Genomic DNA, 24,598 nt, shown 5'->3' with positions numbered 1-24,598 from the left:
ATAGCTGGGCGAAATCAGGGAGCGCCCAGCGTGCTTCGCATCAGGCGCAGGCGCAGGTCGAACTCGGGCCAGACGAACCGCCAGAAGGCAGCGGGGGCATCGCCCGCGCCGGGCGTGGCAGCCAGGCGTGCACTGGCCCAGGCCATGAGCACCAGTGCAAATGCGCGCAGGAAATCGTCGGCGAGCCAGTGGGCGCGATCCGCCGGCGCGTCGGCAGCGGTGACCATCGGCAGGACTTGCGAACGAACGAAATCGCTGAACCCCTGCACCGCATCATGTGCAGCCAGGGCCTCTGGCATCGCCGTCAGATCGGCCTGCAGCTCGGCCAGCAGCGTTTGAAGGGCCGCGGCGCCATCGGGCAGGGTCTTGCGGATCAGCAGGTCGATCGCCTGGATCTCGTTGGTGCCCTCGTAGATCATGGCCACGCGCGCGTCCCGCACGTGCTGCTCGATGCCCCATTCGCGCACATAGCCGTGGCCGCCGAACACCTGCAGGCAGGCGCTGGCGCCGATGAAGGCCTGTTCGGTCCAGGCGGACTTGAGCACCGGGGTGACCAGGCTGCACCAGCGCGCAGCGGCTTCGCGGCGCGCGGCATCGGGGTGGTGTTTCTGGATGTCGAGTTCGAGGGCCGTGCGGTAGGCCAGCACGCGGCCGGTGTCGATCCAGGCGCGCTGGGTCAGCAGGATGCGTTGCATGGCCGGGTGCAGTGCAATCGCATCGGCTTCACCCGCCCGGCTCGCGCTGCCGGGTGCGCGCATCTGTCGTCGCTCCTGCGCGTAGGCGCTGGCTTTCTGCCACGCGGCATCGAGCAGGCCAATGCCCTGCAGGCCGACCAGCAGCCGCGCCGCGTTCATCATCACGAACATCGCATTCAGGCCCTTGCCGGGCTCACCCACCAGCGAGGCGGTGGCCTCGTCGAAGCGCAGCACGCAGGTGGGGCTGGCGTGGATGCCCATCTTGTCTTCGATGCGCTCGCAATGGACGGCACTGCGATGACCCGATTCGTCGAACTTGGGCACGACGAACAGCGAAAGGCCCCTGGGGCCCGGCGGCGCATCGGGCAGGCGTGCCAGCACCAGGTGCACGATGTTGTCGGACAGGTCGTGCTCACCGCCGGAGATGAAGATCTTGGTGCCGCTGAGTGCGAATCGGCCGTCGGGCAACGGCGTGGCCCGGGTGCGGACCAGGCCGAGGTCACTGCCGGCGTGAGGCTCGGTCAGGCACATGGTGGCCAGCCACTCGCCGGTGGCGAGCTTTTCCAGGTAGCGCGCCTTGATCTCATCGGAGGCGTGGTGCTTGAGGCACTCGTACGCGCCGTGCAGCAGGCCGGGCGCCATGGTCCAGCCGTGGTTGGCCGCGTTCAACATCTCGTGCAGCACCGCTTCCAGCGCGGTGGGCAGGCCCTGGCCACCGTCTTCGGTGGCGCAGGCCAGTGAAGGCCAGCCGGCTCGCCAGAACGCCTGGTAGGCATCACGGAAACCCGGTGGCATGGTGACCGAGCCGGCCTTCCATTGCGCGCCTACTTCGTCGCCCGCGCGGTTCAGGGGCGAGAGCACCTCGCCCACGAATCTGCCGGCTTCCTCGATCACCTGGGTGAGCAGGGCGGGCTCGGCGTGTTCGGCCAGCGCGGGCAGTTCGGCCAGCACCTCGGGCGCGCGCAGCACCTCCATGAGGATGAAGGCGTGGCTCTCGGGCCGAGGCTGGTAGGCGTTCATCAGCGGCAGGTGAAGCTGGCCGCACTCTCCACCGGGCCGGTGCCGTTGTAGTGCGCCACGCTCGGGTAGGCGCAGAGCGGGCGCGTGCGGTTGGGTGCCCAGTCGGCGGGCAGCTCGGCGTTCACGCCACCGGCGTTGCCGGCGCCGCGGGCGCTGGCGGTCACGGCTTGCGGCGCCACACCTTGCTCCACCCATTTCACCAGCGGGCCGAGCAGGTCGAACTGGTCGGTGGCCGGGCCGCCGCTGCAATGGTTCATGCCGGGCACGGGGAAGTAGCGCGCGAAGTCGTTGCCCTTGCCTCCCTGCGAACGGTCGACGCGTTCGACCCATTGCCGCGTGTCTTCTGCCGAGAAGATCGCGTCGCTCACGCCGTGGTAGAGCACCATCTTCGCGCCGCGTGCGCGAAGCGGGAGCAGGTTGTCGGGCTTTTCGTGGCCGGGCGGGCCCATGAGCGAGACGCCGGATTCGCGGTAGGTGTCGGTGGTGGCCGAGATGGCGGGCAGCAGGGCATTGAGATTGGCACTGGCGAAGTTCACCGGCGCGGCGGGCGGCGCGGTGAAGATGGTGCCCACCGACAGCGGATCCAGCGCCACGGCGTTGACGAATTTCCAGGTGGCCCAGTTGCTGCCCGCGATGCCGGGGTCGTAGGGGAAGGCGCTGTAGATCGATTGCCCGCTGTCGACCTTGCCGCCGGCCTGTACTTCGGCCAGTGTGGCTTTCTGCGGTGCGGTCAGGCAGTTGCCGTCGCGCGCACCCACGCAGGTGGGCACATCGCGCAACACATTGAACGCGCTCTGGCAGGCCTGGGTGGCCTGCACCAGGCCGTCCTTCAGGCCGTCCAGTGCGTCGCATCGCTCCAGGATCGCACGCGCCACGGTCTGGCGTTCCGGCGCGGTGAGCGCGCTGCCCAGGTCGGGGATGTTCGCGTTCGGGTTCAACGGGTGCTTCACCGTGGCTCCGGGCGTGGCCTGCGGCAGCCAGCGCTGCGCGCCCCACAGTTGCGCCAGCGCCGCGTTGGGCAGGCGGTAGCCGGGCGCGCCGATGAGGTAACCGTCGTACTGCTCACCCAGCCGCGAAGCCGCCACGATGGCATGGCGCCCGCCGTTGGAGCATCCGCCGATGTAGGAGCGATCCGGGGCCTTGCCGTAGGCGCGGGCGATCAGGGCCTTGGCCATGGGCGTGAGCCTGGCCACAGCCTGGTAACCGTAGTCCAGCCGCGCCTGGGGCTCGAGGCCGAAGACGGTGGTCTGAGCGCCGGTGTGGCCCGCATCCGAACTGATCACGGCAAAACCCTGCGCCAGTGCGCCCGTGATCGGACCGCCACCCAGAGCGCCCTCGGCGGGTCGCACCGCCCCGTCGAGCCCGCCGTTGCCCTGGTAGTAGAAGCGGCCGTTCCAGGCCTGCGGCAGGCGCATCTCGAAACCGATCGCGTAGTCGCGGCCGTCGCTGCCCTTGCGTTGGTGCATCTGGCCTTTGACCAGGCAGTGCGCCGCCACGGGCTGGCCGGCCAGCATGAGGCCGCCGGCGGCCACGTTGACGGCCGAATCGATGACCGTCTGGTCGAACCGGAACTGGCTCAAAAGCGCGTCGCACTGGTTGAGGCTGGCGCCCACCGCCGGCTTGAGCGGAGCGGGCGGTGGCGCCACGGTCGTGGTGCTGCAGGCCACCAGCGCGAGGCCCAATGCAGCAGGCCAGGCCAGGCGGGCGACGGTTGCGGTTTTTCTCATGGTGTGTCTCCTCAGGGGCGTTGCGGAAAATCAGGCACTCTGTCGGGCCGTGCCCAGGTAGGTCTCGATCACGCGCGGGTCGCTGGCGAGTTCACTCGCCGGACCCTGGGCACTCAGTTCGCCCATTTCCAGCACGTAGCCGTGGTCGGCCACCTGCAGCGCAGCGCGGGCGTTCTGCTCCACCAGCACGATCGTCACGCCGGTCTGGCGCAGCCGTTCGATGATGGCAAAGATCTCTTTGACGATCAGCGGTGCGAGACCCAGGCTGGGCTCGTCGAGCATGAGCAGATCGGGGCTGGACATGAGCGCGCGGCCCACAGCCAGCATCTGTCGCTCACCGCCGGACAGCGTGCCGGCCAGCTGGGTGCGGCGTTCCTGCAGGCGCGGGAAGATGGCGTACACATCGTCGAGCTTGCTGCGCCACTTCGCATTGCCCAGGCGCATCTGGCGGAAACCGCCCAGCAGCAGGTTGTCTTCCACCGCCATGGTGCCGAAGAGTTCGCGTTTTTCGGGCACCAGCGCCATGCCGTTCATCACGCGCTCTTCGAGCGTGAGCGTGGTGATGTCCTGGCCGCGGAATTCGATGCTGCCCTGGCCAGGCAGGATGCCCATGAGCGTGTTGAGCATGGTCGACTTGCCGGCGCCATTGGGGCCGATCACGGTGATCACGCCGCCGGGCAGGGCCTCGATGTCGATGCCGTGCAGCACCTCGGCACGACCGTAACCGGCGCGCAGGCCCTTGACTTGGAGAATCGGTGTGGTCATTTCAATGCTCCGTGCCGAGGTAGGCCGCACGCACCTTCGGGTCTTGCTGCACCTGCGCGGGAGGTCCCTGCGTGAGCAGCGTGCCGAACTCCATCACCACCAGGTGGTCGCAGATCTGCATGACCAGGTCCATGTCGTGTTCCACCAGCAGGATGCTCATGCCTTCGCTCTTGAGCTGGCGCAGCACAGCCACCAGAGCCTGCTTCTCCTGGTAGCGCAGGCCGGCGGCAGGTTCATCAAGCAGCAGCAGGGTCGGGTCTGCGCTGAGCGCACGCGCGATCTCCATGAGGCGCTGCGGTCCCATGGCGAGGTTGCCCGCCTGCTCGTGCAGGTACTCGCCCATGCCGATGCGTTCGAGCTGTCGCTGCGCTTCGCGGAACAGCTGTTTCTCTTCCGCGCGGTTGGCACGCACCATGGCCGGCAACACGCCCTTGGAGCCGCGCGTGTGCGCGCCCAGCGCCACGTTCTCCAGCACCGTCATGTCCGGAATCATCTTCACGTGCTGGAAGGTGCGCGCCATGCCCATCTGCGCGATTTCCCTCGAGGGCTTGCCGATCACGTTGCCACCCTGGAACAGCACCTGCCCACTGGTGGCCGGCAGGACGCCGGTGATGAGGTTGAAGGTGGTGGACTTGCCCGCGCCGTTGGGTCCGATCAGGCCGACGATCTGGCCCGAGTGGATCTGGAAGCTGATGTCGTTCACCGCAACCAGCCCGCCGAACTGCATGCGCGCCTTCTGCACGTCCAGCACCAGTTCTCCGGCGGCGGGCCTGACGCGCGCGGGCAGGGCGGCAGCGCCTTGCCAGTCCACCTTGCGCGGCGGCTTGGGCATGTGGCGTCCCACGAGCGACCACAGGCCATCGGGCAGGTACTTGAGCACCACCACCAGCGCGATGCCGAAGACGATCACCTCATAGCTTCCGCTGGTGCCGATCAGCCTGGGGAGCAGCACCTGCAGCTGGTCTTCCAGCACGCGGATGAGGCCCGCGCCCACGATGGCGCCCCAGACGTGGCCCACGCCACCGATCACCGCCATGAACAGGTACTCGATGCCCATCTTCAGACCGAAAGCCGAGGGGTTCACCGTGCGCTGGAAGTGGGCGAGCAACCAGCCTGCGACGGACGCGAACACCGCGGCGAGCACAAAGATCGTGACCTTGTAGCGGAACGTGCTGATGCCCATGGCCTCGGCCATCTGCGAACCGCTCTTGAGCGAGCGGATCGCACGGCCAGCGCGCGAGTCGAGCAGGTGCAGCATCGCGGCCACGAAGGCCAGCAGGATCACCCAGGTGAGCACGAAAAAGGCTCGGCCCTGGCCGATGTCGTATTCGCCGATGGACAGGCTCTTGATGCCCAGCAGGCCGTCGTACTTGCCCAGCGCATCGAGATTGCCCATGAGGTAGTAGAGCGACAGGCCCCAGGCGATGGTGGCCAGCGGCAGGTAGTGGCCCGACATGCGCAGCGTGATCAACCCGACCAGCAGCGCGCTGCCGGCGGTGAGCCCCATGCCGATGAAGAGCGTGAGCCACGGCGACATGCCGAGGTTGAGGGTGAGCCACGCCGTGGCGTAGGCGCCGATGCCGACGAAGGCCGCCTGTCCGAATGAGGTGAGGCCACCCACGCCGGTGAGCAGGATCAGGCCCAGCACGGTCATGCTGTACATGCCGATGTAGTTGAGCTGTGTGATCCAGAAGTCGGGCAGCGGCAGAACGGCGATCAGCGGGATCGCGAAGGCCAGCATCAGCAGGCCGAGGTTTTGCGGTTTCGGCATGTCAGTGGTCCTCGTCGGAATGCTTGCTTCGCAGCGAACGGAAGAGAAGCACGGGGAGGATCAGGGTGAACACGATGACTTCCTTGAAGGCGCTGGCCCAGAAGGACCCAAAGGCTTCGATCACGCCCACGCCCAGTGCGGCGATGAGCGCACCGGGATAGCTGGCCAGGCCAGCGGCCACGGCGGCCACGAAACCCTTGAGGCCGATCAGGAAACCGGAGTCGTAGAACACGGTGGTGGTCGGCCCGATCAGCAGGCCGGAGAGCGCACCGATGAAGGCCGCCATGGTCATGGTGAGCTGGCCCGACGCCTGCGACGAGATGCCCATGAGACGAGCGCCGGTGCGGTTCACCGCGATGGCGCGCAGCGCCTTGCCGCGCAGCGAACGCTCGAAGTACAGCCAGAGCATGACGATGAGCGCCACCGTGGCGGCAAAGGTGATGATGGCCTGGCCCGAGAGCATGACCGGGCCGATGGTGAAGCGTTCACCCCAGAAGGCCGGGTTGCGGAAGCCTTCGGCCCCGAAGAACAGCAGGCCCAGGCCCGTCATGGCGAAGTGCACGCCCACCGAGACGATCAGCAGCACCAGCGGCGTCGCGCTCTCCAGCGACTGGTAGGCCACGCGGTAGACCAGAGGCCCGTAAACCGTGACCACGGCCACGCTGAGTACGGCCTGAACCCACAGCGCGAACTGTTGCGGCGCCGCCCAGATGGCCACGCCCGACACCAGCACCGGCAGCACCAGCGTGCGGCCTGCGGCCTTGAGCGCAGCCAGGGCCGATCGCTGATGGCGCCAGCGCTCGCCCAGCTCCATCAACGCAGCCACGCCGGCCAGCAGCAACAGCAACCACACGGTGCCGGGCACCTTGCCGGTCTGGAAGATGGCCAGGGTCAGCGCGCCGTACGCGACGAACTCGCCCTGGGGAATGAAGATGATCCGGGTGACCGTGAACACCAGGACGATGGCCAGCCCCAGCAGCGCGTACACCGCGCCGTTGGTCAAGCCGTCCAGCAAAAGAATGCTGGCAATGGAGAAATCCATAAAAAGCCCATGAGAAGAGAAAGCGCTCAACAAAGACCAGAACTGCAGGCACGCCACCACCAGAGGCACCGAGGGTCCGGCTCCGCCGGCCCAAGGTGCCGTCCCCCCTCCCAGCGCCGAAGGCGCGCCAGAGAGGGGGGAAGCCGCGTCAGCGGCGCAGGGGGGTGCTCCGACTCACTCCACCTTGAATTTGCCGTCAACCACCTTGAGCATCACACCGGTTTCATTGGTGTAGCCCCAGTGGTCGTCCTTGGTCCAGTTCATCACGCCGTGCGAGAACACGGTGCGACCCATGGTCTCGAAAGCGTCGCGCAGGCCGGCGCGGAACTCGGGCGTGCCGGGCTTGCCGCTCTTGAGGGCGATGGGAACCGCCTTGTTCAGGGCGATGGCGGCGTCGTAGCTGTGGCCAGCGAACTGGTTGCGCGTGCCGGGGCCCATGGCCTTCTCGTAGTTGGTGACGAAATCCACCGCCAGCTTCTTCGACGGATGGGCTTCAGGCAGCTGCTCGGCGATGACGGCCGGGCCGGAGACGACGAAGGAACCCTCCACGTCCTTGCCACCGATGCGCACCAGGTCGGGCGTGGCAGCGGCATGCGTCTGGTAGATCTTGCCCTTGTAGCCGCGCTCCACGATGCCCTTGTGCGGCATCGCGGCGCCAGAACCGGACGCCACCACCAGGATGGCATCGGGGTTGGCCGAGGTCAGCTTGAGAGCCTGCGGCGTGACGCTGGTGTCGGCCCGTGCGAAGCGCTCCACCGCCACCACTTTCATGCCCGCCTTCTCGGCCAGCGGCGTGATCGCCTTGAGCCACAACTCGCCGTATGCGTCGGTGTAGCCAAGGAAGCCAATGGTCTTGATGTTCTGCTTCTTCATGTGCTCGACCATGGCGTGCGCCATCACGTCGTTGCCCTGCGGCAGCCGGAACATCCAGTGGTCTGCGCCGGGCGGCACGCCCACCGGCGATGCGGCCAGTTGCACCGTCTTGGCTTCGGTGGCCACCGGCGTCATGGCAGCGGCCACGGGCGTGAGGCACGAACCGATGATGACGTCGACCTTGTCTTCGGTCACGAAACGGCGGGCATTGGCCGCGCCCTTGCCCGGGTCGCTGGCGTCGTCGAGGATGATCAGGTTGACCTTCTCACCCGCGATGGTCTGGGGGAACAGCTTGAGCTGGTTCTGCATGGGGATGCCCAGGCCCGAACCGGGGCCCGTGAGCGAAAGGCTCACGCCGATGTTGATGTCGGCCAGCGCGGCGGTGGTGGCCAGCGCCGTGACGGCGGCGGCAACGAGGGTCTTGACGATTTTCATGGAAGGTCTCCTTCTGGGTGGTGGTGAGAAACGGAACGGGCAGGGAAAGCGGGAGTCAGGAACACAGGGCCTTGATGTCCTCGGGCACGGGAATGGCCTTGATGCGCTCGGGCGCCTCGGGCGGGTGGATCACGAAGGCGCGCGTCTCCGTGCCTTCGCAGAGCAGGTCGTCGCCGCGCTTGACCAGGTGCCGGTGCATGAATACCTTCTCGCGCCACTCGGTCACGCTGGTGTGGATCTGCAGGCGTTCACCATACGTGGCGGGGCGCATGAACTTGGTGTGGATCTCCAGCAGCGGGGTGCCGACGATGCCTCGCGTCTTCTTCAATTCGCGCCAAGGGGGCACGCCGCACTTCACGAAGAAGTTGAGCGAGGAGGCATCCATCCATTTCGAGAAATTGGGGAAGAAGACGATGCCGGCGGGATCGCAGTCGCCGAACATGACCTCCACCTCGTAGATCACGGACTTGGTCATCGCGGTGCCATCCGCAGTGCGCCGTCCAGGCGGATCACTTCGCCGTTCAGGTGCGTGTTGGTGACGATGTGGGCCGCCAGTTGCGCAAACTCCTCCGGCTTGCCCAACCGCGGCGGAAACGGAATGCTGGCCGCGAGCGATGCCTGCACCGGCTCGGGAAGCTGCTTCATCAGCGGCGTGCTGAACAGGCCCGGCGCGATGGTGCAGACGCGAATGCCGTGCTGGGCAAGATCGCGCGCCATGGGCAGCGTCATGCCCACCAGGCCGCCCTTGGAGGCGCTGTAGGCCTGCTGGCCCACCTGGCCGTCGAACGCTGCCACGCTGGCGGTGAAGATCATCACGCCGCGTTCGCCATCTTCCAGGGGGTCCAGCCTGGCGCAGGCCGCAGCGAACAGGCGGCTGGCGTTGTAGGTGCCGATCAGGTTGATGTGGATGACTTTCGCAAAGTCTTCCAGCGGTGCGGGGCTGCCGTCCTTGGCCACCACGCGCTTCGCGCTGCCGATGCCGGCAATGTTCATCAGGATCCGGGCCGGGCCGTGCGCGGCGGCGGCTCCATCGATGGCGGCCTGCAGGCTTTCGGTGTTCGTGATGTCGCAGGCGAAGGCTGCGCCGCCGATGTCGGCGGCCACGCGCTTCGCGTTCTCGAGGTGGATGTCGAGCACCGCGACCTTCGCGCCCAGGCGGGCGAGTTCGCGCGCGGTGGCTTCGCCGAGGCCGGAGCCGCCGCCGGTGACGAGGGCGGCATGTCCTTGAATGTTCATGTCTGGTTTTCCTTTTTCAGGCTGATGTGTTTTCGATGAGCAGCGCCATGCCCTGGCCTCCGCCCACGCAGGCGCTGGAGATGCCGTAGCGCACCCCGCTGCGCTGCAGTTCGCGCGCCAGCGTGAGCGTGAGGCGCACGCCGGTGGCCGCCAGCGGGTGGCCCAGCGCAATGGCGCCGCCGTTCACGTTGAGGCGGTCCAGGTCCATGCCGAGTTCGCGCGCCACCGCCAGCGTCTGAGCACCTTGTGCCTCGTTCACTTCGAAGCGCCCGATGTCGGCCAGCTTCAGGCCGGCTCGTTCCAGCAGGAGACGGATGGCCGGGGCCGGCCCGATTCCCATGATCTCGGGGGGGACGCCCACGGCGGCTGCAGCCACCACGCGGGCCAGCGGCTTCTTGCTGTGGGCCTTGGCGTACGCGCCGGACGCGACCACGCAGGCCGCTGCAGCGTCCACCAGCGCGGAGCTGTTGCCACCCGTCTGCACGCCGCCGTCGAACACCGCTTTCAGCTTCGCCAGCACCTCCACTGGCGAGATGCGCGGGTGGGTGTCGGTGGCCACTTCCGTGACCTTGCCTTGCAGCTTGATGCCGCGTGCCTTGTACCCGGCGAGTTCGAATTTCTCGGTGACCACCGGCACGATCTCGCCGGCAAGGAAGCCGCTTTCCTGAGCCGCGACCGCCCTCGCGAACGAGCTCGATGCGAAAGCGTCCACCTCTTCACGGGTGATGCCGTACTTGGTGGCCAGGTTCTCGGCGGTCTGGATCATGTTGATGCCGGCTGCGGGATCCTTCAAGGCCTCCCACATGTAGTCCTTGAAGCCCACCGGCGCGCCCAGCCTGAAGCCGGTGCGGTGGTCAAACGCGGCAATCGGGTTGCGCGTCATGTTCTCGGTGCCCACCACCAGCGCGGCATCGCACGCGCCCCCATGGATGTGTTCGCCGGCCTGGCGGAACAGCTCGAAGCCGGTGCCGCAGATGCGCTGCGCCATGATCGCCGGCACTTCCACCGGCACGCCTGCGTACAGGCCGATGTGGCGCGGCAGGAAGAACTGGTCGAAGTCGCCAGGCGCCATGTTGCCGGCGACCACCGAGCCGATGTGCTCGCCCGGCACGCCCGCGCGCGACAGCGCTTCGCGCGCGGCCTTGATGCCCAGGTCGGTGGGTGAGATGTGGCCGAGCGCACCACAGTAGTCCACCATCGGCGTGCGCACGCCGTCGAGCACCCAGACGTCGTCGAATGCGTTGAAGAATCCTCGGGATGCCATGTCGGGTGTCTTATTCAGGTTTCAGGATCGCGTGCAGCGTGTCGTCGTGCAGGCGGGCCACTGTCTCGGCGCGGTGGGTGAGCACGGCGCGCTGGTTGATCGAACCCTTGTCGGTGATCTCGCCGCGGTCGATGGTGGGCGGGTCGGCCAGCAGGCACAGGCGCGCAATGCGGCTGGCGCTGCCGGTGGCGGTTTTCGCCAGGTCATTGACCACGCGCTGGAACTGGGCGAGGACCGGCGCGCTGTTGAGCACGTCATGCAGCGCTGCGTCGGCCGGCATGCCGCTGAGGGCGCGCACCGCGGCGGTGGGAAACACCATGGCGCCCACTTCCTTCATGTTCAGGCCGGTGAGCACCACGTCCTGGATGTAGGGCGCACCCGCTGCAATGATCCTGGCGCGAAGCGGGCCAACGCTCACGAAGGTGCCGGTGGCGAGCTTGAAGTCTTCGGCAATGCGGCCGTCGAACTTCAGCCCCTGGTGGATGTCGGTCTCGTCGATCCACTTCACGGCGTCGCCGGTCTTGAAGAAGCCTTCCTCGTCGAAAGAATCCGCGGTCTCTGCCGGCATGCGCCAGTAGCCGGGCGTGATGTTCGGGCCTTTGTAGCGCACCTCGGTTTTTCCGTCGGTGTCGACCAGCTTGAGCACGAGTCCCGGAGTGGGCAGGCCCAGGTCGCCTGCCTTCACGTTGGGGCTGGTCACGAAGATGCCGAAGGGGCTGGATTCGGTCATGCCCAGGCCCGTGCCCATCACGATGCGCTCGCCCACTTCCTGTTCCTGCACCGAATGCAGCGCGTCCCAGACGGGTTGCGCCAGCGCCGCGCCCGCGTAGAAGAACATCTGCACGCGCGAGAGCAGCTTCTTGCGCAGGGCGTCGTCAGTCTTCATGGCGTTGGCGATGGCTTCGAACCCGGTCGGTACGTTGAAGTACACGGTGGGCGCGATCTCGCGCAGGTTGCGCAAGGTCTCGGCCATGAGCGCGGGTGTGGGCTTTCCATCGTCGATGTAGAGCGTGCCGCCGTGGTAGACCACCATGCCGAAGTTGTGGTTGCCGCCAAACGTGTGGTTCCAGGGCAGCCAGTCCACCAGCACCAGCGGCACCTCGGCCAGCACCGGCATCGACTCGGCCATCTGCTGCTGGTTGGCGCACCACATGCGCTGCGTGTTGATCACCGCCTTCGGCATCTTGGTGGAGCCCGAGGTGAACAGGAACTTGGCGATGGTGTCCGGACCGGTGGCGGCTTGCGCCGCATCGACCGCGGGCGTGGGCTCGGTGGCCAGCAGTTCTGCAAACGACGTGGTGGCGCGACCGGGCACGGTGCCCTCGGTCGTCACGATCTCCACACCTTCGCCCAGCGTGGCCAGCATCGCGCGGCCGTAGCGGTTCGCATCGCTCGCGAACACCAGGCCGGGCGTGAGGGTCTTCACCACGTGGTGCAGCTTGTCGAAATCCTGGCTGATGAGCGAGTAGGGCGGTGAGGTGGGGCAATAGGCGATGCCGGCGTACAGGCAGCCCAGTGCGAGCATCGCGTGCTCGAGGTCGTTCTCGCTCAGGATCAGCACGGGCCTTTCGGCTGAGAGGCCTCGGTCGAGCAGACCCTGGCCGATGCGGCGCGCGGCGTCGAGTGCCTGCGCGAACGTCACATGCCGCCAGTCGCCGGTGCTGCCGTCGGCGGTCTTCACCCGTCGCGCGAACAGCGTCTGGTCAGGTCGCTCTTTCGCCCAGTGCACCAGGCGGTCGGTGATGCGCTCGGGAAATGCGCCCAGCGCCCGGTTGGCGCTGAGGTAGTGCACGCCTTCGGCGCCGTCGCGCAGCACCGCCGTCGTGACGCCGAACTTCAAGGGTCGGTACTTCGCTGCGGTCATGGCGTCAGTCCTTGCTGACCTTGGCCGCGCGGCCTTCCAGGAAATCGCGCACACGGGCTTTCGCCTCGGGCGCGTTCTGCACGATGGCCGCCATCAGGGCCTCGGTGAAGAAGCCCTGGTCGGCCGGTTGCTCCGCGATTCGGGGCAGCGCGTGCATCAGCGCGTAGTTGGTCAGGGGCGCGTTGCCGGCGATGCGGGTGGCCAGCTCCATGGCCTTGTCCAGTGCGGTGCCGGTGGGCACGAGGTACTGCATGATGCCGATGCGTTCGGCGTCTGCGGCCTTGTACACGCGGCCGGTGAACATCATGTCGGCCATGCGCGCAGCGCCGATCAGGCGCGGGATGCGCACCGAACCGCCGCCGCCCACGAAGATGCCGCGCGAGCCTTCGGGCAGTGCAAAGAACGCGGTCTCGTCGGCCACGCGGATGTGGCAGGCGCTGGCCAGTTCCAGGCCGCCGCCCACCACCGCGCCGTGCAATGCAGCCACCACCGGCACCGGCCCGGACTGCACGCAGTCCAGCGCGGCGTGCCACATGCGCGAATGGTGCAAGCCTTCGCCCGCATCTCGCTCACTCAGTTCGGACAGGTCCAGGCCGGCGCAGAAATGGTCGCCAGAGCCGTGGATGACCGCAGCGCGCACGCCGTGCGGCATGCCCTGGAAGATGTCGCGCAATGCGAGGATCAGGCCATCGTTGAGCGCGTTGCGCTTGGCCGGGCGGTTGAGCGTGATGACGGCAATTTCAGACGAAGCGCCTTGCAGGCTCAGCGTGATGTCGTTGGAATGGATGGGCATGGCAAGGGTTGTTGGGCTTGAAGTGGCTTTGCATTATTGTTATAAACAATAACCAAAACAAGCACGCCGGTCTGAAACCACACCCGTGTTTACCCTAGGTCATTGGAGACATGCATGGACCACAAGAAGCTGATCGCGATCGACATCCACACCCATGCCGAAGTGAGTTGCCGCAACCCCTTCGACAGCTACGGCGAAGAGTACGACCGCGCCGCCGACAAGTACTTCGGCAGCAACCGCCGGCCCACCATTGCCGAGACGATCGCCTACTACCGCGAACGCAAGCTCGGCCTGGTGATGTTCACCGTGGACAGCGAGGCCCAGCTGGGCCGGCGACGCATTCCGAACGAAGAGATTGCCCAGGCTGCGCGCGAGAACAGCGACATGATGATTGCCTTCGCCAGCATCGACCCGCACAAGGGAAAGATGGGTGCGCGCGAGGCCGAGCGGCTCATCAAGGAAGAGGGCGTGAAGGGCTTCAAGTTCCACCCCACCGTGCAGGGCTACCACCCGTACGACAAGATGGCCTGGCCCATCTACGAGGTGATCAATGCGCACAAGCTGCCCACCATCTTCCACACCGGCCACAGCGGCATCGGTTCGGGCATGCGGTGCGGCGGTGGCCTGCGGCTGGAGTACAGCAACCCCATGCACCTGGACGACGTGGCGATCGACTTCCCCGACATGCAGATCGTCATGGCCCACCCCAGTTTCCCGTGGCAGGACGAGGCCTTGAGCGTGGCCACGCACAAGCCCAACGTGTGGATCGATCTCTCCGGCTGGAGCCCGAAGTACTTTCCCAAGCAACTGGTCCAGTACGCCAACACCCTGCTCAAGGACCGCATCCTGTTTGGCAGCGACTACCCCCTGATCACACCGGAGCGCTGGATGAAAGACTTCGAGATTGCCGGTTTCAAGCCCGAAGTGATGCCGGGCATCCTCAAGGGCAATGCGGTGCGCCTGCTGGGCCTGGACGTGCAGTGAGCGTGGTGCCATGCAGGCCTTCACTTCGATTGCCGACATCGAACATCTCGAGCGCAACGTGCGCGCCTTGGTCGCGCCCCATCGCAGCCCGTATGCCCTGATTCGCGCTTCGGCGCAGCGCTTTCCCGCGCGTGAGGCGCTGACCTTCCTGCCCGATGCGGGACTGGACACGCCTGCGCGGCGCACCACCTACCGTGCGCTGCTGGCAGGCATCCACCGTGCCGCCAACCTGTTCCGTTCGATGGGCGTGGGGCCCGATGATGCGGTGGCGGTGCTGGCGCCCAACACGCCCGAAGCGCAGGTGGTGCTCTGGGGTGCCCAGCTCGCGGGCCGCGTGTGTCCGATCAACTACCTGCTGCAGCCCGAGCACATTGCATCGCTGCTCAAGGCCGCCAACGCCAGGGTGCTGGTGGCGCTGGGCCCGAACGACGAGCTGGCGGTGTGGCCCGTGGCCGAGCAGGTGGTCCGGCACCATCCGCTGCCACTGGTGCAGATCCGCGTCGGGGCCACGCTCGCGCCGGGCGTACCGGTGCTGCAGGACCAGATGGCCCTGATGGCCGACCAGCTGGCGTTTGACCCCGACCTGCATCCCGACCGCGTGGTGGCGCTGTTCCACACCGGTGGCACCACCGGCGCGCCGAAGCTCGCGCAGCACACGCAGGGCAACGAGGCACATACCGCGTGGTTCGCCCACGCGTTCTACGACATGGACGAACATGCCGTCGAGATCAACGGCTTTCCGCTGTTCCATGTGGCCGGCGCCTTTGTGTACGGCCTGGCGCTGCTGGCCATTGGCGCGCGCCAGGTCCTGCCCACCCTCACCGGCATGCGCAACACGGGTTTCGTGCGCGCCTACTGGAAGTTCTGCGAGCGCGAGCACGTGACGCATCTGGCCTGCGTGCCCACGGTCCTGGCCAGCCTGCTGGGCGTGCCCATCGATGCCCGGTTGAAGAGCGTGCGCGCGGCCTACACGGGCGGCTCGCCGCTGCCCGCCGAACTGGCGCAGCGCTTCGAGCTCGCCACCGGGATCCCGGTGCGCAACATCCTGGGCATGACCGAATGCGCCGGGCTGGTGAGCATCGAACCGTTGCGGGGGCCGCGCACGCCGGGGTCGGCTGGCCTGCGCCTGCCGTACACCGAAGTGCACGCCGTGCCCTGGCGCGATGGCAAAGCCCGCCTGGGCGAGCGTTGCGCAACAGGCCAGACCGGCGTGCTGGTGCTGCGCGGGCCGCACGTGAGCCCGGGTTACACCGACGCTGCACGCAACGCGGGCATGTTCGAAGAGGGCTGGATCGTCTCGGGTGACCTGGGCCATATCGACCAGGCCGGCCGCATCCACATCACGGGGCGCGCCAAGGACGTGATCATCCGCGGCTCGCACAACATCGACCCCGGGTTGGTGGAGGACGCGTTCCTCGCTCATCCGGACGTGGCGATGTGCGCCGTGGTGGCCGAGCCCGACGCCTATGCGGGCGAAGTGCCGGTGGCCTTCGTGAGCCTGAAGCCCGGTTCGAAGCTCACGCCTGAAGACTTGCTGGCCGCTGTGGCGCCCACCGTGTACGAACGCCCCGCCTGCCCACGGCGCGTGGTGCTGCTCGACGCCCTGCCGGTGACGGCCATCGGCAAGGTCTTCAAGCCTGAACTCCGTCTGCGTGCCATCGAAATCAAGCTGCAGGACGCACTGGGCGACTGGGCACCGGGCGTGAACGCCCAGGTGCGCGCGTTCGAGAAAGATGGACGGCAGCGGGCGGTGATCGAACTTCCCGGTCCCCGCGACGGTGCCCTGCACGAACGCCTGTTGCATGGCCTGGCGGCCATGGCCATCGACGTCGAGATTCGTTTCAGTTGAGAAGGCGATCCTGCCTTCTTTTTTTCATCACCTGGAGACACCCATGAACCGATTCAACCGCCGCCGCGCACTTGTGGCATTCAGTGGCCTGGCCGCCGCTACTTTGGCAGGTGGCGCTCTGGCGCAGCAGCCGATCACGCTGCGCCTGCACCAGTTCCTCCCAGGCCAGGCACCCATTCCATCGCGCGCCATCGTGCCGTGGGCCCGCAAGATCGAAACCGATTCCGGCGGGCGCATCAAGGTCCAGATCTTCAACGCCATGCAGCTGGGTGGAACGCCTCCGCAGCTTTTCGACCAGGCGCGCGATGGCGTGGCCGACATCACCTGGACGGTCCTGGGCTACACGCCCGGTCGCTTCAACAAGGCCGAGGTGTTCGAGCTGCCGTTCATGAGCGGTCTGGCCGAGCAGTCCTCGCGTGCGTTCCAGGAGTACGTGGAGAAGTACGCCGCCGACGAGTTCAAGGACGTCAAGCTGCTGGCGGTGCACACGCACGGGCCGGGCCTGTTCCACACCAAGCAGCCGGTGACGGGCCTGGAAAGCCTGCGCGGCATGAAGATCCGCGGCGGCTCGCGCGTGATCAACAACATGCTTGTCAAGCTGGGTGCCACGCCCGTGGGCATGCCCGTGCCAGCGGTGACGGACGCGCTGTCGAAGGGGACCATCGACGGCACGACCATCCCCTGGGAAGTGACGCCTTCATTGAAAGTGACCGAGCTGGTGAAGAACCACACCACCTTCGCAGGCGCCACCGGCCTCTACACCCAGACGTTCGCGTTTTCGATGAACAAGGGTGCCTACGACAAGCTGCCGGCGGACCTGAAGAAAGTGATCGACGACAACTCCGGCATCGAGACGGCGGCGCTGTTCGGCCGGGCGATGGACGAAGGCGACCGGATGGGGCGCGAGATCGCCGAGAAGGCGAAGAACAACATCGTGGCGCTCGACACCGCCGAGACCCAGCGCTGGCGCCGCACCGCCGGTGCGGTCGAGACCGACTGGATCAACGAGATGAAGGGCAAGAACATCGACGGGGCGAAGCTGGTCTCGGAGGCCCGGGCCCTGATCGCCAAGTACGCCAAGTGAGGTGGGGCGCCGTGCGGCGCCCCTTCTTTCAACCCCAGACTTCCTGCGCCGTTTCCACCACCAGTGCCAGCTTGCGGCGCTGGTCTTCCATGGCGATGTTGTTGCCGTGCACGGTGCTGGAGAAGCCGCACTGGGGAGAGAGGCACATCTGGTCGAGCGGTGCGTATTTCGCGGCTTCGTCGATCCGGCGCTTGAGGGCGTCCTTGCTTTCCAGCTCGCCGAACTTGGTGGTCACGAGGCCGAGCACCACGACCTTGTCCTTGGAGAGGTAGCGCAGCGGTCGGAAGTCGCCGCTGCGGTCGTCGTCGTATTCCAGGAAGAAGGCGTCCAGCTTCATTTCCGACAGCAGCGCTTCGGCCACGGGTTCGTAGTTGCCGGCGGCCGCGTGCGTGCTCTTGAAGTTGCCGCGGCACAGGTGCATGGCCAGCGTCATGCCGGCGGGCTTGTGCGCTACCACCTTGTTGATGAAGCCGGCGTAGCGGTGCGGCAATTCATTCGGATCGTCACCGCGCTGGCGAGCCGCTTCGCGCATGCGCTCGTCGCACAGGTAGGCCATATTGGTGTCGTCCATCTGCACGTAGGAGCAGCCCGCGTCGGCCAGGCTCTGCAGTTCCTCGCCATAGGCCTTGGCCACGTCGTCGTAGAACACCGGGTCCAGCTCGGGATAGGCCTCCTTGCTGATGCCCGCGCGTCCGCCGCGAAAGTGCAGCATCGTGGGCGAGGGAATGGTCACCTTGGGCGTGATGGCGGGCAATCCGAGTGCTTCCACCTGCGCCTTCAGGTATTGGAAATCGGCAAGCTGGATGTTTTTCGCGTGGCGAACCTTGTCGATGACACGGATCACCGGCGGCGCCAGCTCTTCGGTGCCATCGGGCTTGCGGATGGTCACAGGAATGTCGGTCTTCACGCCACCGAGCTGTTCCAGGAAATCAATGTGGAAATACGTGCGGCGGAACTCACCGTCGGTGATGGACTGCAGGCCCACGTCGGCCTGGAACTTGACGATCTCCGTGATGGCGCGGTCTTCCACTTCGCGCAGCTGAGCCGCGGTGATCGTGCCCTTGGCCTTTTTCTCACGCGCCTCGAGCAGGTAGGCCGGTCGCAGAAAGCTGCCGACGTGGTCGGCGCGGAAGGGCGGGTGCTGGCGCAAGGTCATGGTGTGGTCCGGTTGAATGTCGTCAAAAGAAGGCAAAAAGAGACTTTGCCAGCCTTTGAAGAATACAGAAACCTATGGAAAACCCCAATAACCGGTAAAAAGCCTTGAAAAATGCGTTGTTCTGTATACATTGCGTATCCCATGAACACGACGCCCTCGCATTTTCCACTCAACGCCTGGTACGCCGCCGCTTACGACGTGGAGGTGGGCCGCAGCCTGCTGGCGCGCACCATCTGCAACCAGAAAATGGTGCTTTACCGGCAGAGCGGGGGCGCAGTGGCAGCGCTGGAAGATGCTTGCTGGCACCGGTTGCTGCCGCTGTCCATGGGCCGCCTGGAGGGGGACGAGGTGGTGTGCGGGTACCACGGGCTGGTCTACAACGCCGAAGGTCGTTGCACCCACATGCCGAGCCAGGAAACGTTGAATCCTTCCGCGTGTGTGCGCGCATTTCCGGTGGTGGAAAAACACCGCTTCATCTGGGTGTGGCCCGGGGATCCGGCGCTGGCCGACCCCGCCCTGGTGCCCGACCTGCACTGGAACCACGACCCGGCATGGGCCGCGGACGGCAAGATGATTCGCGTGAAGTGCGACTACCGCCTGGTCGTGGACAACCTCATGGATCTCACCCACGAGGCCTTCGTGCACGGCAGCAGCATCGGCAACCGCGCCGTGGCCGAGGCGCCCTTCGTGGCCACGCACGGCGAACGCACCGCGGTGGTGACGCGCTGGATGGAGGGCATCGAGGCGCCGCCGTTCTGGGCTGGCCAGATCCAGCAGGCGCGCGGCTACAGCGGCCTGGTGGACCGCTGGCAGATCATCCGCTTCGAAGCGCCCTGCACGGTGGCCATCGACGTCGGCGTGGCGCCTGCCGGCACCGGCGCTCCACAGGGCGATCGCAGCCAGGGGGTCAACGGGTTTGTGCTCAACACGATCACCCCGGAGACCGGCAACACCTGCCTGTACTTCTGGGCCTTTGCGCGCAACTACTGCCTGGACGAGCAACGTCTCACGCACCAGTTGCGCGAAGGCGTGGCCAGCATCTTTCGTGAGGACGAGCTCGTGCTCGAAGCCCAGCAGAAGGCGATCGAGGAACACCCGGACCACAAGTTCTACAACCTCAACATCGATGCGGGCGCGATGTGGGCCCGTCGCCTGATCGACCGACTTGTGGACGCAGAGCGCGGTGGTTCACCGTCCACCGTCATTCCCATTCGCCGGGCGGGATGAGATGGACACCTTGACACCTCCAGCGCCTGCCAGCGAAAGCACGGGCACCGAAAGCGCCCAGGTGCGTGCGCTGCTTCAATTGCGCGAGCTCATCCTCTCGGGTGAGCTGGCGGGCGGCTCGCGCATTGCAGAGCTGGCCATCGTTGAGCGCCTGGGGGTTTCGCGCACGCCGATCCGCGCCGCGCTCATGCGCCTGGAGCAAGAAGGGCTGCTGCAGGCGCTGCCCAATGGCGGCTACGTGGTGCAGACGTTTTCGGAGCGCGACATCGCCGACGCCATCGAGCTGCGAGGCACGCTCGAAGGCCTGCTGGCCAGGCTGGCCGCAGAGCGCGGCGCGCCCGGCGTGGTGCTGGCCGAAGCGCGGCAGTGCCTGGACCGCATCGATGCGGTGCTCGCGGCGCCGTCGCTCGACGACGAAGGTTTCTCGGCCTACGTGGTGCTCAACAGCGAGTTCCACAGCCTCGTCTGGGAGATGGCCGACAGCCCGACCATCGTCCGCCAGCTGGAGAAGGTGCTCAGCCTGCCATTCGCATCGCCCTCGGGCTTCGTGGTGGTGCAGGCGCATTCCAGCCGAGCGCGCGACATGCTGGTGGTGGCTCAGGACCAGCACCGGCAGGTGCTCGATGCCATCGGGCAGCGCGAGGGCGCGCGCGCCGAAGCCATCATGCGCGAGCACTCGCGCCTGGCCCAGCGCAACCTGCAGGACGTCCTCAGCGGTCCGGCCCGGGTGCACGCACCCGGTGCCATGCCCGCGCTCAAACTGATTCGCAGACGATGAAAAGCACACTCACCTGGCACCCGGCCCGCGTGGCCGCAACGCGCGATCTCACACCGCACGTGCGCGAGTTCGTGCTGACGCCCGAGGGCGAACCCGCCGTGCGCTGGACGCCAGGCGCCCACCTGCAGGTGCGCCTCACGGTGGATGCGCGCGAATACACGCGCAACTATTCGCTGGTCGGTGCGCCGGAGGAAGCAGCGGGCTACCGCATCGCCGTGAAGCGGCTCGACGATGGCCTGGGTGGCTCGCGCGCCATGTGGCAACTCGCCGAGGGCGACGGGCTCGAAGTGGGCACGCCTCAGAACCACTTTCCGCTGAGCTTCGCGGCCCCGGCCACCCTGCTGGTGGCTGGCGGCATCGGCATCACCCCCATGGTGTCGATGGCGCAGGCCCTGGTGCGCAGGGGACAGCCGGTGCGGCTGCTCTACGCGGCGCGCAGCGACAGCGAACTGGCCTACGGCGAAACCTTGCGCAAGTTGCTGGGTGAAGGCCTCGTCACCTGTGTGTCGGGACGCGGCCAACGCCTTGACCTGGCCGGCGAGATCGAGGCCTTGCCCATCGGCTCGCAGGCCTACGTGTGCGGTCCCGCGAAGTTGCTGGACGACATGCGCGCGCGCTGGCTCGATGCCGGCCATCCTCTGCCCAGCTTGCGGTTCGAGACCTTCGGCAGCGGAGGCCGGCTGCACAGCGCCGGCTTCCAGGTGGATCTGCCGCGCCACGGCGCCCACATCGACGTGCCGCCCGACCAGCCACTGCTGGACGCGCTGGAAGCCGCCGGCATCGAGGTCATGAGTGACTGCCGGCGCGGCGAGTGCGGCCTGTGTGCCATGGACGTGCTCTCGCTCGAAGGCCAGATCGATCACCGCGACGTTTTCCTCAGCGAGCGTGAGAAGCAGGAGAACACGCGCATCTGCGCCTGCGTCTCGCGGGTGGTGGGCCGGGTCACGCTGGATACCGCCTGGCGCGCCGAGTGCGCCTGATCGTGACGCTGCAACGTGTGGGCATCGCCTTGTTCAATGAACCCGGATCGGAGCGCGCCCACCCGCTCACGAGCCGGACCATCCACCAGAAACTGGAGACAAACATGAGCCTTCTCACACGCCGCACCACGCTGCTGGCCCTGAGCGCGGTCGCCCTGGCAGGGCTGGCCGGGCGTGCCGGTGCACAGCAGGTGGTCACCCTGCGCCTGCACCAGATGCTGCCGCCGCAAGCCACCATCCCCGCACGCGCGCTCGTGCCCTGGGCGCAGAAGGTGGAAGCCGAATCTGGCGGCAGGATCAAGGTGCAGCTTTTCCACGCCATGCAGCTCGGTGGCGCGCCACCGCAGTTGTTCGACCAGGCGCGCGACGGCGTGGTGGACCTGACCTGGACCGTGCTGGGCTACACCCCGGGCCGCTTCAACAAGTCCGAGGTGTTCGAGCTCCCCTTCATGAGTGGATCGGCCGAAGAGTCTTCACGGGCCTTCCAGGAGTACGTGGACAAGTACGCCTCCGACGAATTCAAGGACGTGAAGCTGATTGCCGTGCACACGCACGGGCCCGGCTTGTTCCACACCAAGACGCCCGTGACCGGGCTGGAGAGCCTTCGCGGCATGAAGGTGCGCGGCGGTTCGCGCGTGATCAACAACATGCTCACCAAGCTCGGCGCCACGCCCGTGGGCATGCCCGTGCCCGCAGTGACCGATGCGCTGTCCAAGGGCACGATCGACGGCACGACCATTCCTTGGGAGGTCACGCCCTCCCTCAAGGTGACCGAGCTGGTGAAGAACCACACCACCTTTGCGGGACGCCAAGGCCTGTACACGCAGACCTTTGCGTTCTCCATGAACAAGGCCTCGTACGACAAGCTGCCAGCCGACCTGAAAAAGGTGATCGACGCCAATGCCGGCATCGAGACGGCGGCCATGTTCGGGCGCGCCATGGACGAAGGCGACAAGGCTGGCCGCGCGATCGCCGAGAAGGCGGGCAACAACATCGTCGCTCTCGACACCGCCGAGACCCAGCGGTGGCGCCGCACCGCGGCCACCGTGGAAACGGACTGGATCAATGAAATGAAGGGCAAGAACGTGGACGGTGCGAAGCTGGTCTCTGAAGCCCGGGCGCTCATCGCCAAGTACCAGCGATAATCCCGTACCCCCTGCGGCATCCCGAGCGGTGCCGCGTTCTCTACCGAACGATCCGCTCCGGCCGCTCTCGGCCTGAGCGGATCGCCTGTTTCAAGAAGGTGCCGCGTTGAAACTGCTTTCCTTGTTGGCCAGATCGAGCGCGATCCTGGCGGGTGTCCTGCTGACGGTGATCACCCTGATCACCTGTGTGAGCCTCATCGGACGCAACACCATCGGCACGACGCTGGTGGGCGACTACGAACTGACCGCGTTCACCGCTGGCGCGGCGATCGCGCTGTTCCTGCCCTGGTGCCAGCTCAAGCGCGAGAACATCATCGTGGACTTCTTCACCTCGAAGGCCTCCACCGGCGCCACCGCCTGGATGGACCGCTTTGGCGCGCTGCTGCTGGCGCTGCTCATGCTGCTGCTGACGTGGCGCACCACGGTGGGCGGCATCAGCGCCTACGAGACCCAGACCACTTCGATGATGCTGGGCTTTCCCGAGTGGATCGTGTATTGCTTCATGGTGCCGCCGTTCTTGCTGACGGCATTGATCGCCCTGTACCAGGCCTTTGTGCGTAACTTTCCGGAGCAGGGTGAATGAGTTCTTTGTCTTTGGCGGGGTTGATTTTCGGGATCATGCTGGGCCTGATGGCCATCCGTGTCCCGATTGCGGTGGCCATGTTTGCAGCAGGCACCTTCGGCTACATCTACCAGGTGGGGCTGCCGCCCTTCTTCAACAACCTCAACGGCGCGGCCTTTGCCCGTTTCGCGAGCTACGACCTCTCGGTCATTCCGTTGTTCATCCTGATGGGCAACTTCGCCACCCAGGGCGGCATCTCCAAGGCACTGTTCCAGTTCGCCAGCGTGGTCATGGCCCGCTTCAAGGGGGGTCTGGCCATGGCGGCGGTGCTGGCCAGCGCCGGCTTCGGGGCCATCTGTGGGTCGTCCATCGCCACGGCGGCCACCATCACCTCGGTGGCGCTGCCTGAAATGAAACGCCACGGGTATTCCGGCCGCCTGGCCACGGGCACGCTGGCTGCCGGCGGCACATTGGGCATCCTGATACCCCCTTCGGTGCCGCTGGTGATCTACGCCATCCTGACCGAGCAGAACATCGCCAAGCTGTTCGCGGCCGCGATGGTGCCCGGCATCATCGCCATGCTGGGCTACATGATTGCCATTGCGATCTATGTGCGCCTGGTGCCCGGCCACGCGCCCGAGCACGATGACGATCACCCGCGCCTGACCATGGAGGCGCTCATGGGCGTGGGCCCGATCGCGATCGTGTTCATCATCGTCTTCGGTGGCATCTACGGCGGCCTTTTCACACCCACGGAAGGCGCCGGTGTGGGCGCGGCCAGCACCTTCGTGGCGGCCCTGCTCAAGGGCGAACTGACCCTGGCAAAGATCAAGCAGTGCTTCTACGCCACCGCCGCGGCCAGCGCCATGATCTTCATGATCTTCATCGGGGCGGACATGATGAACTCGGCCCTGGCACTGACCCAGGTCACCACCATGCTGTCCACCGTGATCAACAGCTGGAACGTGGCGCCGCTGATGGTGGTGACCGCCATCCTGCTGTTCTATGTGGTTCTGGGCGCGGTGATGGACGAACTGTCCATGATCCTGTTGACCATCCCGATCTTCTTCCCGGTCGTCATGGGCCTGGACTTCGGCATGCCGCAGGAATCGGTGGCCATCTGGTTCGGCATCATGGTGCTCATGACCGTGGGCTTCGGCCTGCTGGCACCGCCCGTGGGGCTGAACGTGTACGTGGTCAATGGCATGGCCAAGGACGTGCCGATCGGTGAGAGCTACCGCGGCGTGCTGCCTTTCCTGGCGAGCGACGTGGTGCGCACGACCTTGCTGCTGCTGTTCCCCGGGCTTTCGCTCTGGCTGGTGCAGTACGTCGGCTGACACACGGGACC

At 66.6% G+C, this 24,598-nt stretch carries 21 protein-coding genes; 9 read left to right on the top strand and 12 right to left on the bottom strand.

Going from position 1 to position 24,598, the window contains the following annotated elements:
* Nucleotides 1–14 precede the first annotated feature (14 nt).
* The 11 genes from ACTIEY_RS00210 to ACTIEY_RS00160 form a co-directional block, all read right to left on the bottom strand.
* Nucleotides 15–1,715, bottom strand: coding sequence for an acyl-CoA dehydrogenase family protein (locus tag ACTIEY_RS00210; protein WP_439517132.1), 1,701 nt, complete (start codon nucleotides 1,713–1,715; stop codon nucleotides 15–17).
* The gene (locus tag ACTIEY_RS00205; protein WP_439517131.1) at nucleotides 1,715–3,442 is read right to left on the bottom strand and encodes a tannase/feruloyl esterase family alpha/beta hydrolase; all 1,728 of its coding nucleotides are present in this window, start codon (nucleotides 3,440–3,442) and stop codon (nucleotides 1,715–1,717) included. Before ACTIEY_RS00205 ends, ACTIEY_RS00210 begins: the two co-directional genes overlap by 1 nt.
* Nucleotides 3,443–3,472: 30 nt before the next feature.
* Entirely contained in the window at nucleotides 3,473–4,207 is a 735-nt protein-coding gene (locus ACTIEY_RS00200) for an ABC transporter ATP-binding protein (RefSeq protein WP_439517130.1), read from the bottom strand.
* 1 nt (nucleotide 4,208) lies between these two features.
* The gene (locus ACTIEY_RS00195) at nucleotides 4,209–5,978 is read right to left on the bottom strand and encodes a branched-chain amino acid ABC transporter ATP-binding protein/permease (protein ID WP_439517129.1); all 1,770 of its coding nucleotides are present in this window, start codon (nucleotides 5,976–5,978) and stop codon (nucleotides 4,209–4,211) included.
* Between the two features lies 1 nt (nucleotide 5,979).
* Nucleotides 5,980–7,020, bottom strand: a complete 1,041-nt coding sequence (locus ACTIEY_RS00190) for a branched-chain amino acid ABC transporter permease (RefSeq protein WP_439517128.1) — start codon at nucleotides 7,018–7,020, stop codon at nucleotides 5,980–5,982.
* A 174-nt stretch (nucleotides 7,021–7,194) separates the two neighbouring features.
* Nucleotides 7,195–8,328, bottom strand: coding sequence for an ABC transporter substrate-binding protein (locus ACTIEY_RS00185; protein WP_439517127.1), 1,134 nt, complete (start codon nucleotides 8,326–8,328; stop codon nucleotides 7,195–7,197).
* A gap of 55 nt (nucleotides 8,329–8,383) precedes the next feature.
* Nucleotides 8,384–8,803, bottom strand: a complete 420-nt coding sequence (locus ACTIEY_RS00180) for an acyl-CoA thioesterase (RefSeq protein ID WP_439517126.1) — start codon at nucleotides 8,801–8,803, stop codon at nucleotides 8,384–8,386.
* Nucleotides 8,800–9,564, bottom strand: a complete 765-nt coding sequence (locus ACTIEY_RS00175) for an SDR family NAD(P)-dependent oxidoreductase (protein ID WP_439517125.1) — start codon at nucleotides 9,562–9,564, stop codon at nucleotides 8,800–8,802. The genes ACTIEY_RS00180 and ACTIEY_RS00175 overlap by 4 nt, the downstream gene beginning before the upstream one ends.
* 16 nt (nucleotides 9,565–9,580) lie before the next feature.
* Nucleotides 9,581–10,828 (bottom strand): thiolase family protein, encoded by a 1,248-nt coding sequence (locus tag ACTIEY_RS00170; protein WP_439517124.1) that lies wholly within the window; start codon nucleotides 10,826–10,828, stop codon nucleotides 9,581–9,583.
* A gap of 10 nt (nucleotides 10,829–10,838) precedes the next feature.
* Complete coding sequence (locus ACTIEY_RS00165; RefSeq protein ID WP_439517123.1) at nucleotides 10,839–12,692, bottom strand: feruloyl-CoA synthase; 1,854 nt, start codon at nucleotides 12,690–12,692, stop codon at nucleotides 10,839–10,841.
* 4 nt (nucleotides 12,693–12,696) lie between these two features.
* A complete protein-coding gene (locus tag ACTIEY_RS00160; RefSeq protein ID WP_439517122.1) occupies nucleotides 12,697–13,485 on the bottom strand; it encodes a crotonase/enoyl-CoA hydratase family protein in 789 nt (262 codons plus the stop codon).
* Nucleotides 13,486–13,599: 114 nt separating this feature from the next.
* Here ACTIEY_RS00160 and ACTIEY_RS00155 point away from each other — a divergent pair, with 114 nt between their 5' ends.
* From ACTIEY_RS00155 to ACTIEY_RS00145, 3 genes are read left to right on the top strand one after another with little or no spacing between them, the layout of a single operon-like run.
* Nucleotides 13,600–14,469 (top strand): amidohydrolase family protein, encoded by an 870-nt coding sequence (locus tag ACTIEY_RS00155; protein ID WP_439517121.1) that lies wholly within the window; start codon nucleotides 13,600–13,602, stop codon nucleotides 14,467–14,469.
* A 10-nt stretch (nucleotides 14,470–14,479) separates the two neighbouring features.
* The gene (locus ACTIEY_RS00150; protein WP_439517120.1) at nucleotides 14,480–16,318 is read left to right on the top strand and encodes an AMP-binding protein; all 1,839 of its coding nucleotides are present in this window, start codon (nucleotides 14,480–14,482) and stop codon (nucleotides 16,316–16,318) included.
* Nucleotides 16,319–16,361: 43 nt separating this feature from the next.
* Nucleotides 16,362–17,402: a TRAP transporter substrate-binding protein gene (locus tag ACTIEY_RS00145; protein ID WP_439517119.1), complete on the top strand. Its 1,041-nt coding sequence runs from the start codon at nucleotides 16,362–16,364 to the stop codon at nucleotides 17,400–17,402.
* 28 nt (nucleotides 17,403–17,430) lie between these two features.
* On the opposite strand, the gene ACTIEY_RS00140 is transcribed toward ACTIEY_RS00145, so the two are convergent.
* Nucleotides 17,431–18,558 carry a 5-methyltetrahydropteroyltriglutamate--homocysteine S-methyltransferase gene (locus tag ACTIEY_RS00140; RefSeq protein ID WP_439517118.1) on the bottom strand — a complete coding sequence of 376 codons (1,128 nt, stop codon included), beginning with the start codon at nucleotides 18,556–18,558 and terminating at the stop codon, nucleotides 17,431–17,433.
* A gap of 141 nt (nucleotides 18,559–18,699) precedes the next feature.
* Between ACTIEY_RS00140 and ACTIEY_RS00135 the strand changes: the two genes are divergently transcribed.
* The 6 genes from ACTIEY_RS00135 to ACTIEY_RS00110 all read left to right on the top strand — a co-directional run bounded on the left by ACTIEY_RS00135 (nucleotide 18,700) and on the right by ACTIEY_RS00110 (nucleotide 24,587).
* The gene (locus ACTIEY_RS00135) at nucleotides 18,700–19,785 is read left to right on the top strand and encodes an aromatic ring-hydroxylating dioxygenase subunit alpha (protein WP_439517117.1); all 1,086 of its coding nucleotides are present in this window, start codon (nucleotides 18,700–18,702) and stop codon (nucleotides 19,783–19,785) included.
* A 1-nt stretch (nucleotide 19,786) separates the two neighbouring features.
* A complete protein-coding gene (locus ACTIEY_RS00130) occupies nucleotides 19,787–20,563 on the top strand; it encodes a GntR family transcriptional regulator (protein WP_439517116.1) in 777 nt (258 codons plus the stop codon).
* Nucleotides 20,560–21,543 carry a PDR/VanB family oxidoreductase gene (locus ACTIEY_RS00125; protein WP_439517115.1) on the top strand — a complete coding sequence of 328 codons (984 nt, stop codon included), beginning with the start codon at nucleotides 20,560–20,562 and terminating at the stop codon, nucleotides 21,541–21,543. The genes ACTIEY_RS00130 and ACTIEY_RS00125 overlap by 4 nt, the downstream gene beginning before the upstream one ends.
* A 104-nt stretch (nucleotides 21,544–21,647) precedes the next feature.
* Nucleotides 21,648–22,688: a TRAP transporter substrate-binding protein gene (locus ACTIEY_RS00120; protein WP_439517114.1), complete on the top strand. Its 1,041-nt coding sequence runs from the start codon at nucleotides 21,648–21,650 to the stop codon at nucleotides 22,686–22,688.
* A gap of 106 nt (nucleotides 22,689–22,794) precedes the next feature.
* Nucleotides 22,795–23,271 (top strand): TRAP transporter small permease, encoded by a 477-nt coding sequence (locus ACTIEY_RS00115; protein WP_439517113.1) that lies wholly within the window; start codon nucleotides 22,795–22,797, stop codon nucleotides 23,269–23,271.
* Nucleotides 23,268–24,587 (top strand): TRAP transporter large permease, encoded by a 1,320-nt coding sequence (locus ACTIEY_RS00110; RefSeq protein WP_439517112.1) that lies wholly within the window; start codon nucleotides 23,268–23,270, stop codon nucleotides 24,585–24,587. Before ACTIEY_RS00115 ends, ACTIEY_RS00110 begins: the two co-directional genes overlap by 4 nt.
* Nucleotides 24,588–24,598 lie beyond the last annotated feature (11 nt).

The sequence above is a fragment of the Hydrogenophaga sp. genome (assembly GCF_051858985.1).
Lineage (GTDB): Bacteria > Pseudomonadota > Gammaproteobacteria > Burkholderiales > Burkholderiaceae_C > Hydrogenophaga.
The sequence above is the reverse complement of the archived record's forward strand: the minus strand, read 5'-3'. Positions and strand labels throughout refer to the sequence as shown.

Coding starts and splice junctions, on each gene's coding strand:
- ACTIEY_RS00210 (WP_439517132.1), bottom strand. CDS start 1,715: ATGAACGCCTACCAGCCTCGGCCCGAGAGCCACGCCTTCATCCTCATG.
- ACTIEY_RS00205 (WP_439517131.1), bottom strand. CDS start 3,442: ATGAGAAAAACCGCAACCGTCGCCCGCCTGGCCTGGCCTGCTGCATTG.
- ACTIEY_RS00200 (WP_439517130.1), bottom strand. CDS start 4,207: ATGACCACACCGATTCTCCAAGTCAAGGGCCTGCGCGCCGGTTACGGT.
- ACTIEY_RS00195 (WP_439517129.1), bottom strand. CDS start 5,978: ATGCCGAAACCGCAAAACCTCGGCCTGCTGATGCTGGCCTTCGCGATC.
- ACTIEY_RS00190 (WP_439517128.1), bottom strand. CDS start 7,020: ATGGATTTCTCCATTGCCAGCATTCTTTTGCTGGACGGCTTGACCAAC.
- ACTIEY_RS00185 (WP_439517127.1), bottom strand. CDS start 8,328: ATGAAAATCGTCAAGACCCTCGTTGCCGCCGCCGTCACGGCGCTGGCC.
- ACTIEY_RS00180 (WP_439517126.1), bottom strand. CDS start 8,803: ATGACCAAGTCCGTGATCTACGAGGTGGAGGTCATGTTCGGCGACTGC.
- ACTIEY_RS00175 (WP_439517125.1), bottom strand. CDS start 9,564: ATGAACATTCAAGGACATGCCGCCCTCGTCACCGGCGGCGGCTCCGGC.
- ACTIEY_RS00170 (WP_439517124.1), bottom strand. CDS start 10,828: ATGGCATCCCGAGGATTCTTCAACGCATTCGACGACGTCTGGGTGCTC.
- ACTIEY_RS00165 (WP_439517123.1), bottom strand. CDS start 12,692: ATGACCGCAGCGAAGTACCGACCCTTGAAGTTCGGCGTCACGACGGCG.
- ACTIEY_RS00160 (WP_439517122.1), bottom strand. CDS start 13,485: ATGCCCATCCATTCCAACGACATCACGCTGAGCCTGCAAGGCGCTTCG.
- ACTIEY_RS00155 (WP_439517121.1), top strand. CDS start 13,600: ATGGACCACAAGAAGCTGATCGCGATCGACATCCACACCCATGCCGAA.
- ACTIEY_RS00150 (WP_439517120.1), top strand. CDS start 14,480: ATGCAGGCCTTCACTTCGATTGCCGACATCGAACATCTCGAGCGCAAC.
- ACTIEY_RS00145 (WP_439517119.1), top strand. CDS start 16,362: ATGAACCGATTCAACCGCCGCCGCGCACTTGTGGCATTCAGTGGCCTG.
- ACTIEY_RS00140 (WP_439517118.1), bottom strand. CDS start 18,558: ATGACCTTGCGCCAGCACCCGCCCTTCCGCGCCGACCACGTCGGCAGC.
- ACTIEY_RS00135 (WP_439517117.1), top strand. CDS start 18,700: ATGAACACGACGCCCTCGCATTTTCCACTCAACGCCTGGTACGCCGCC.
- ACTIEY_RS00130 (WP_439517116.1), top strand. CDS start 19,787: ATGGACACCTTGACACCTCCAGCGCCTGCCAGCGAAAGCACGGGCACC.
- ACTIEY_RS00125 (WP_439517115.1), top strand. CDS start 20,560: ATGAAAAGCACACTCACCTGGCACCCGGCCCGCGTGGCCGCAACGCGC.
- ACTIEY_RS00120 (WP_439517114.1), top strand. CDS start 21,648: ATGAGCCTTCTCACACGCCGCACCACGCTGCTGGCCCTGAGCGCGGTC.
- ACTIEY_RS00110 (WP_439517112.1), top strand. CDS start 23,268: ATGAGTTCTTTGTCTTTGGCGGGGTTGATTTTCGGGATCATGCTGGGC.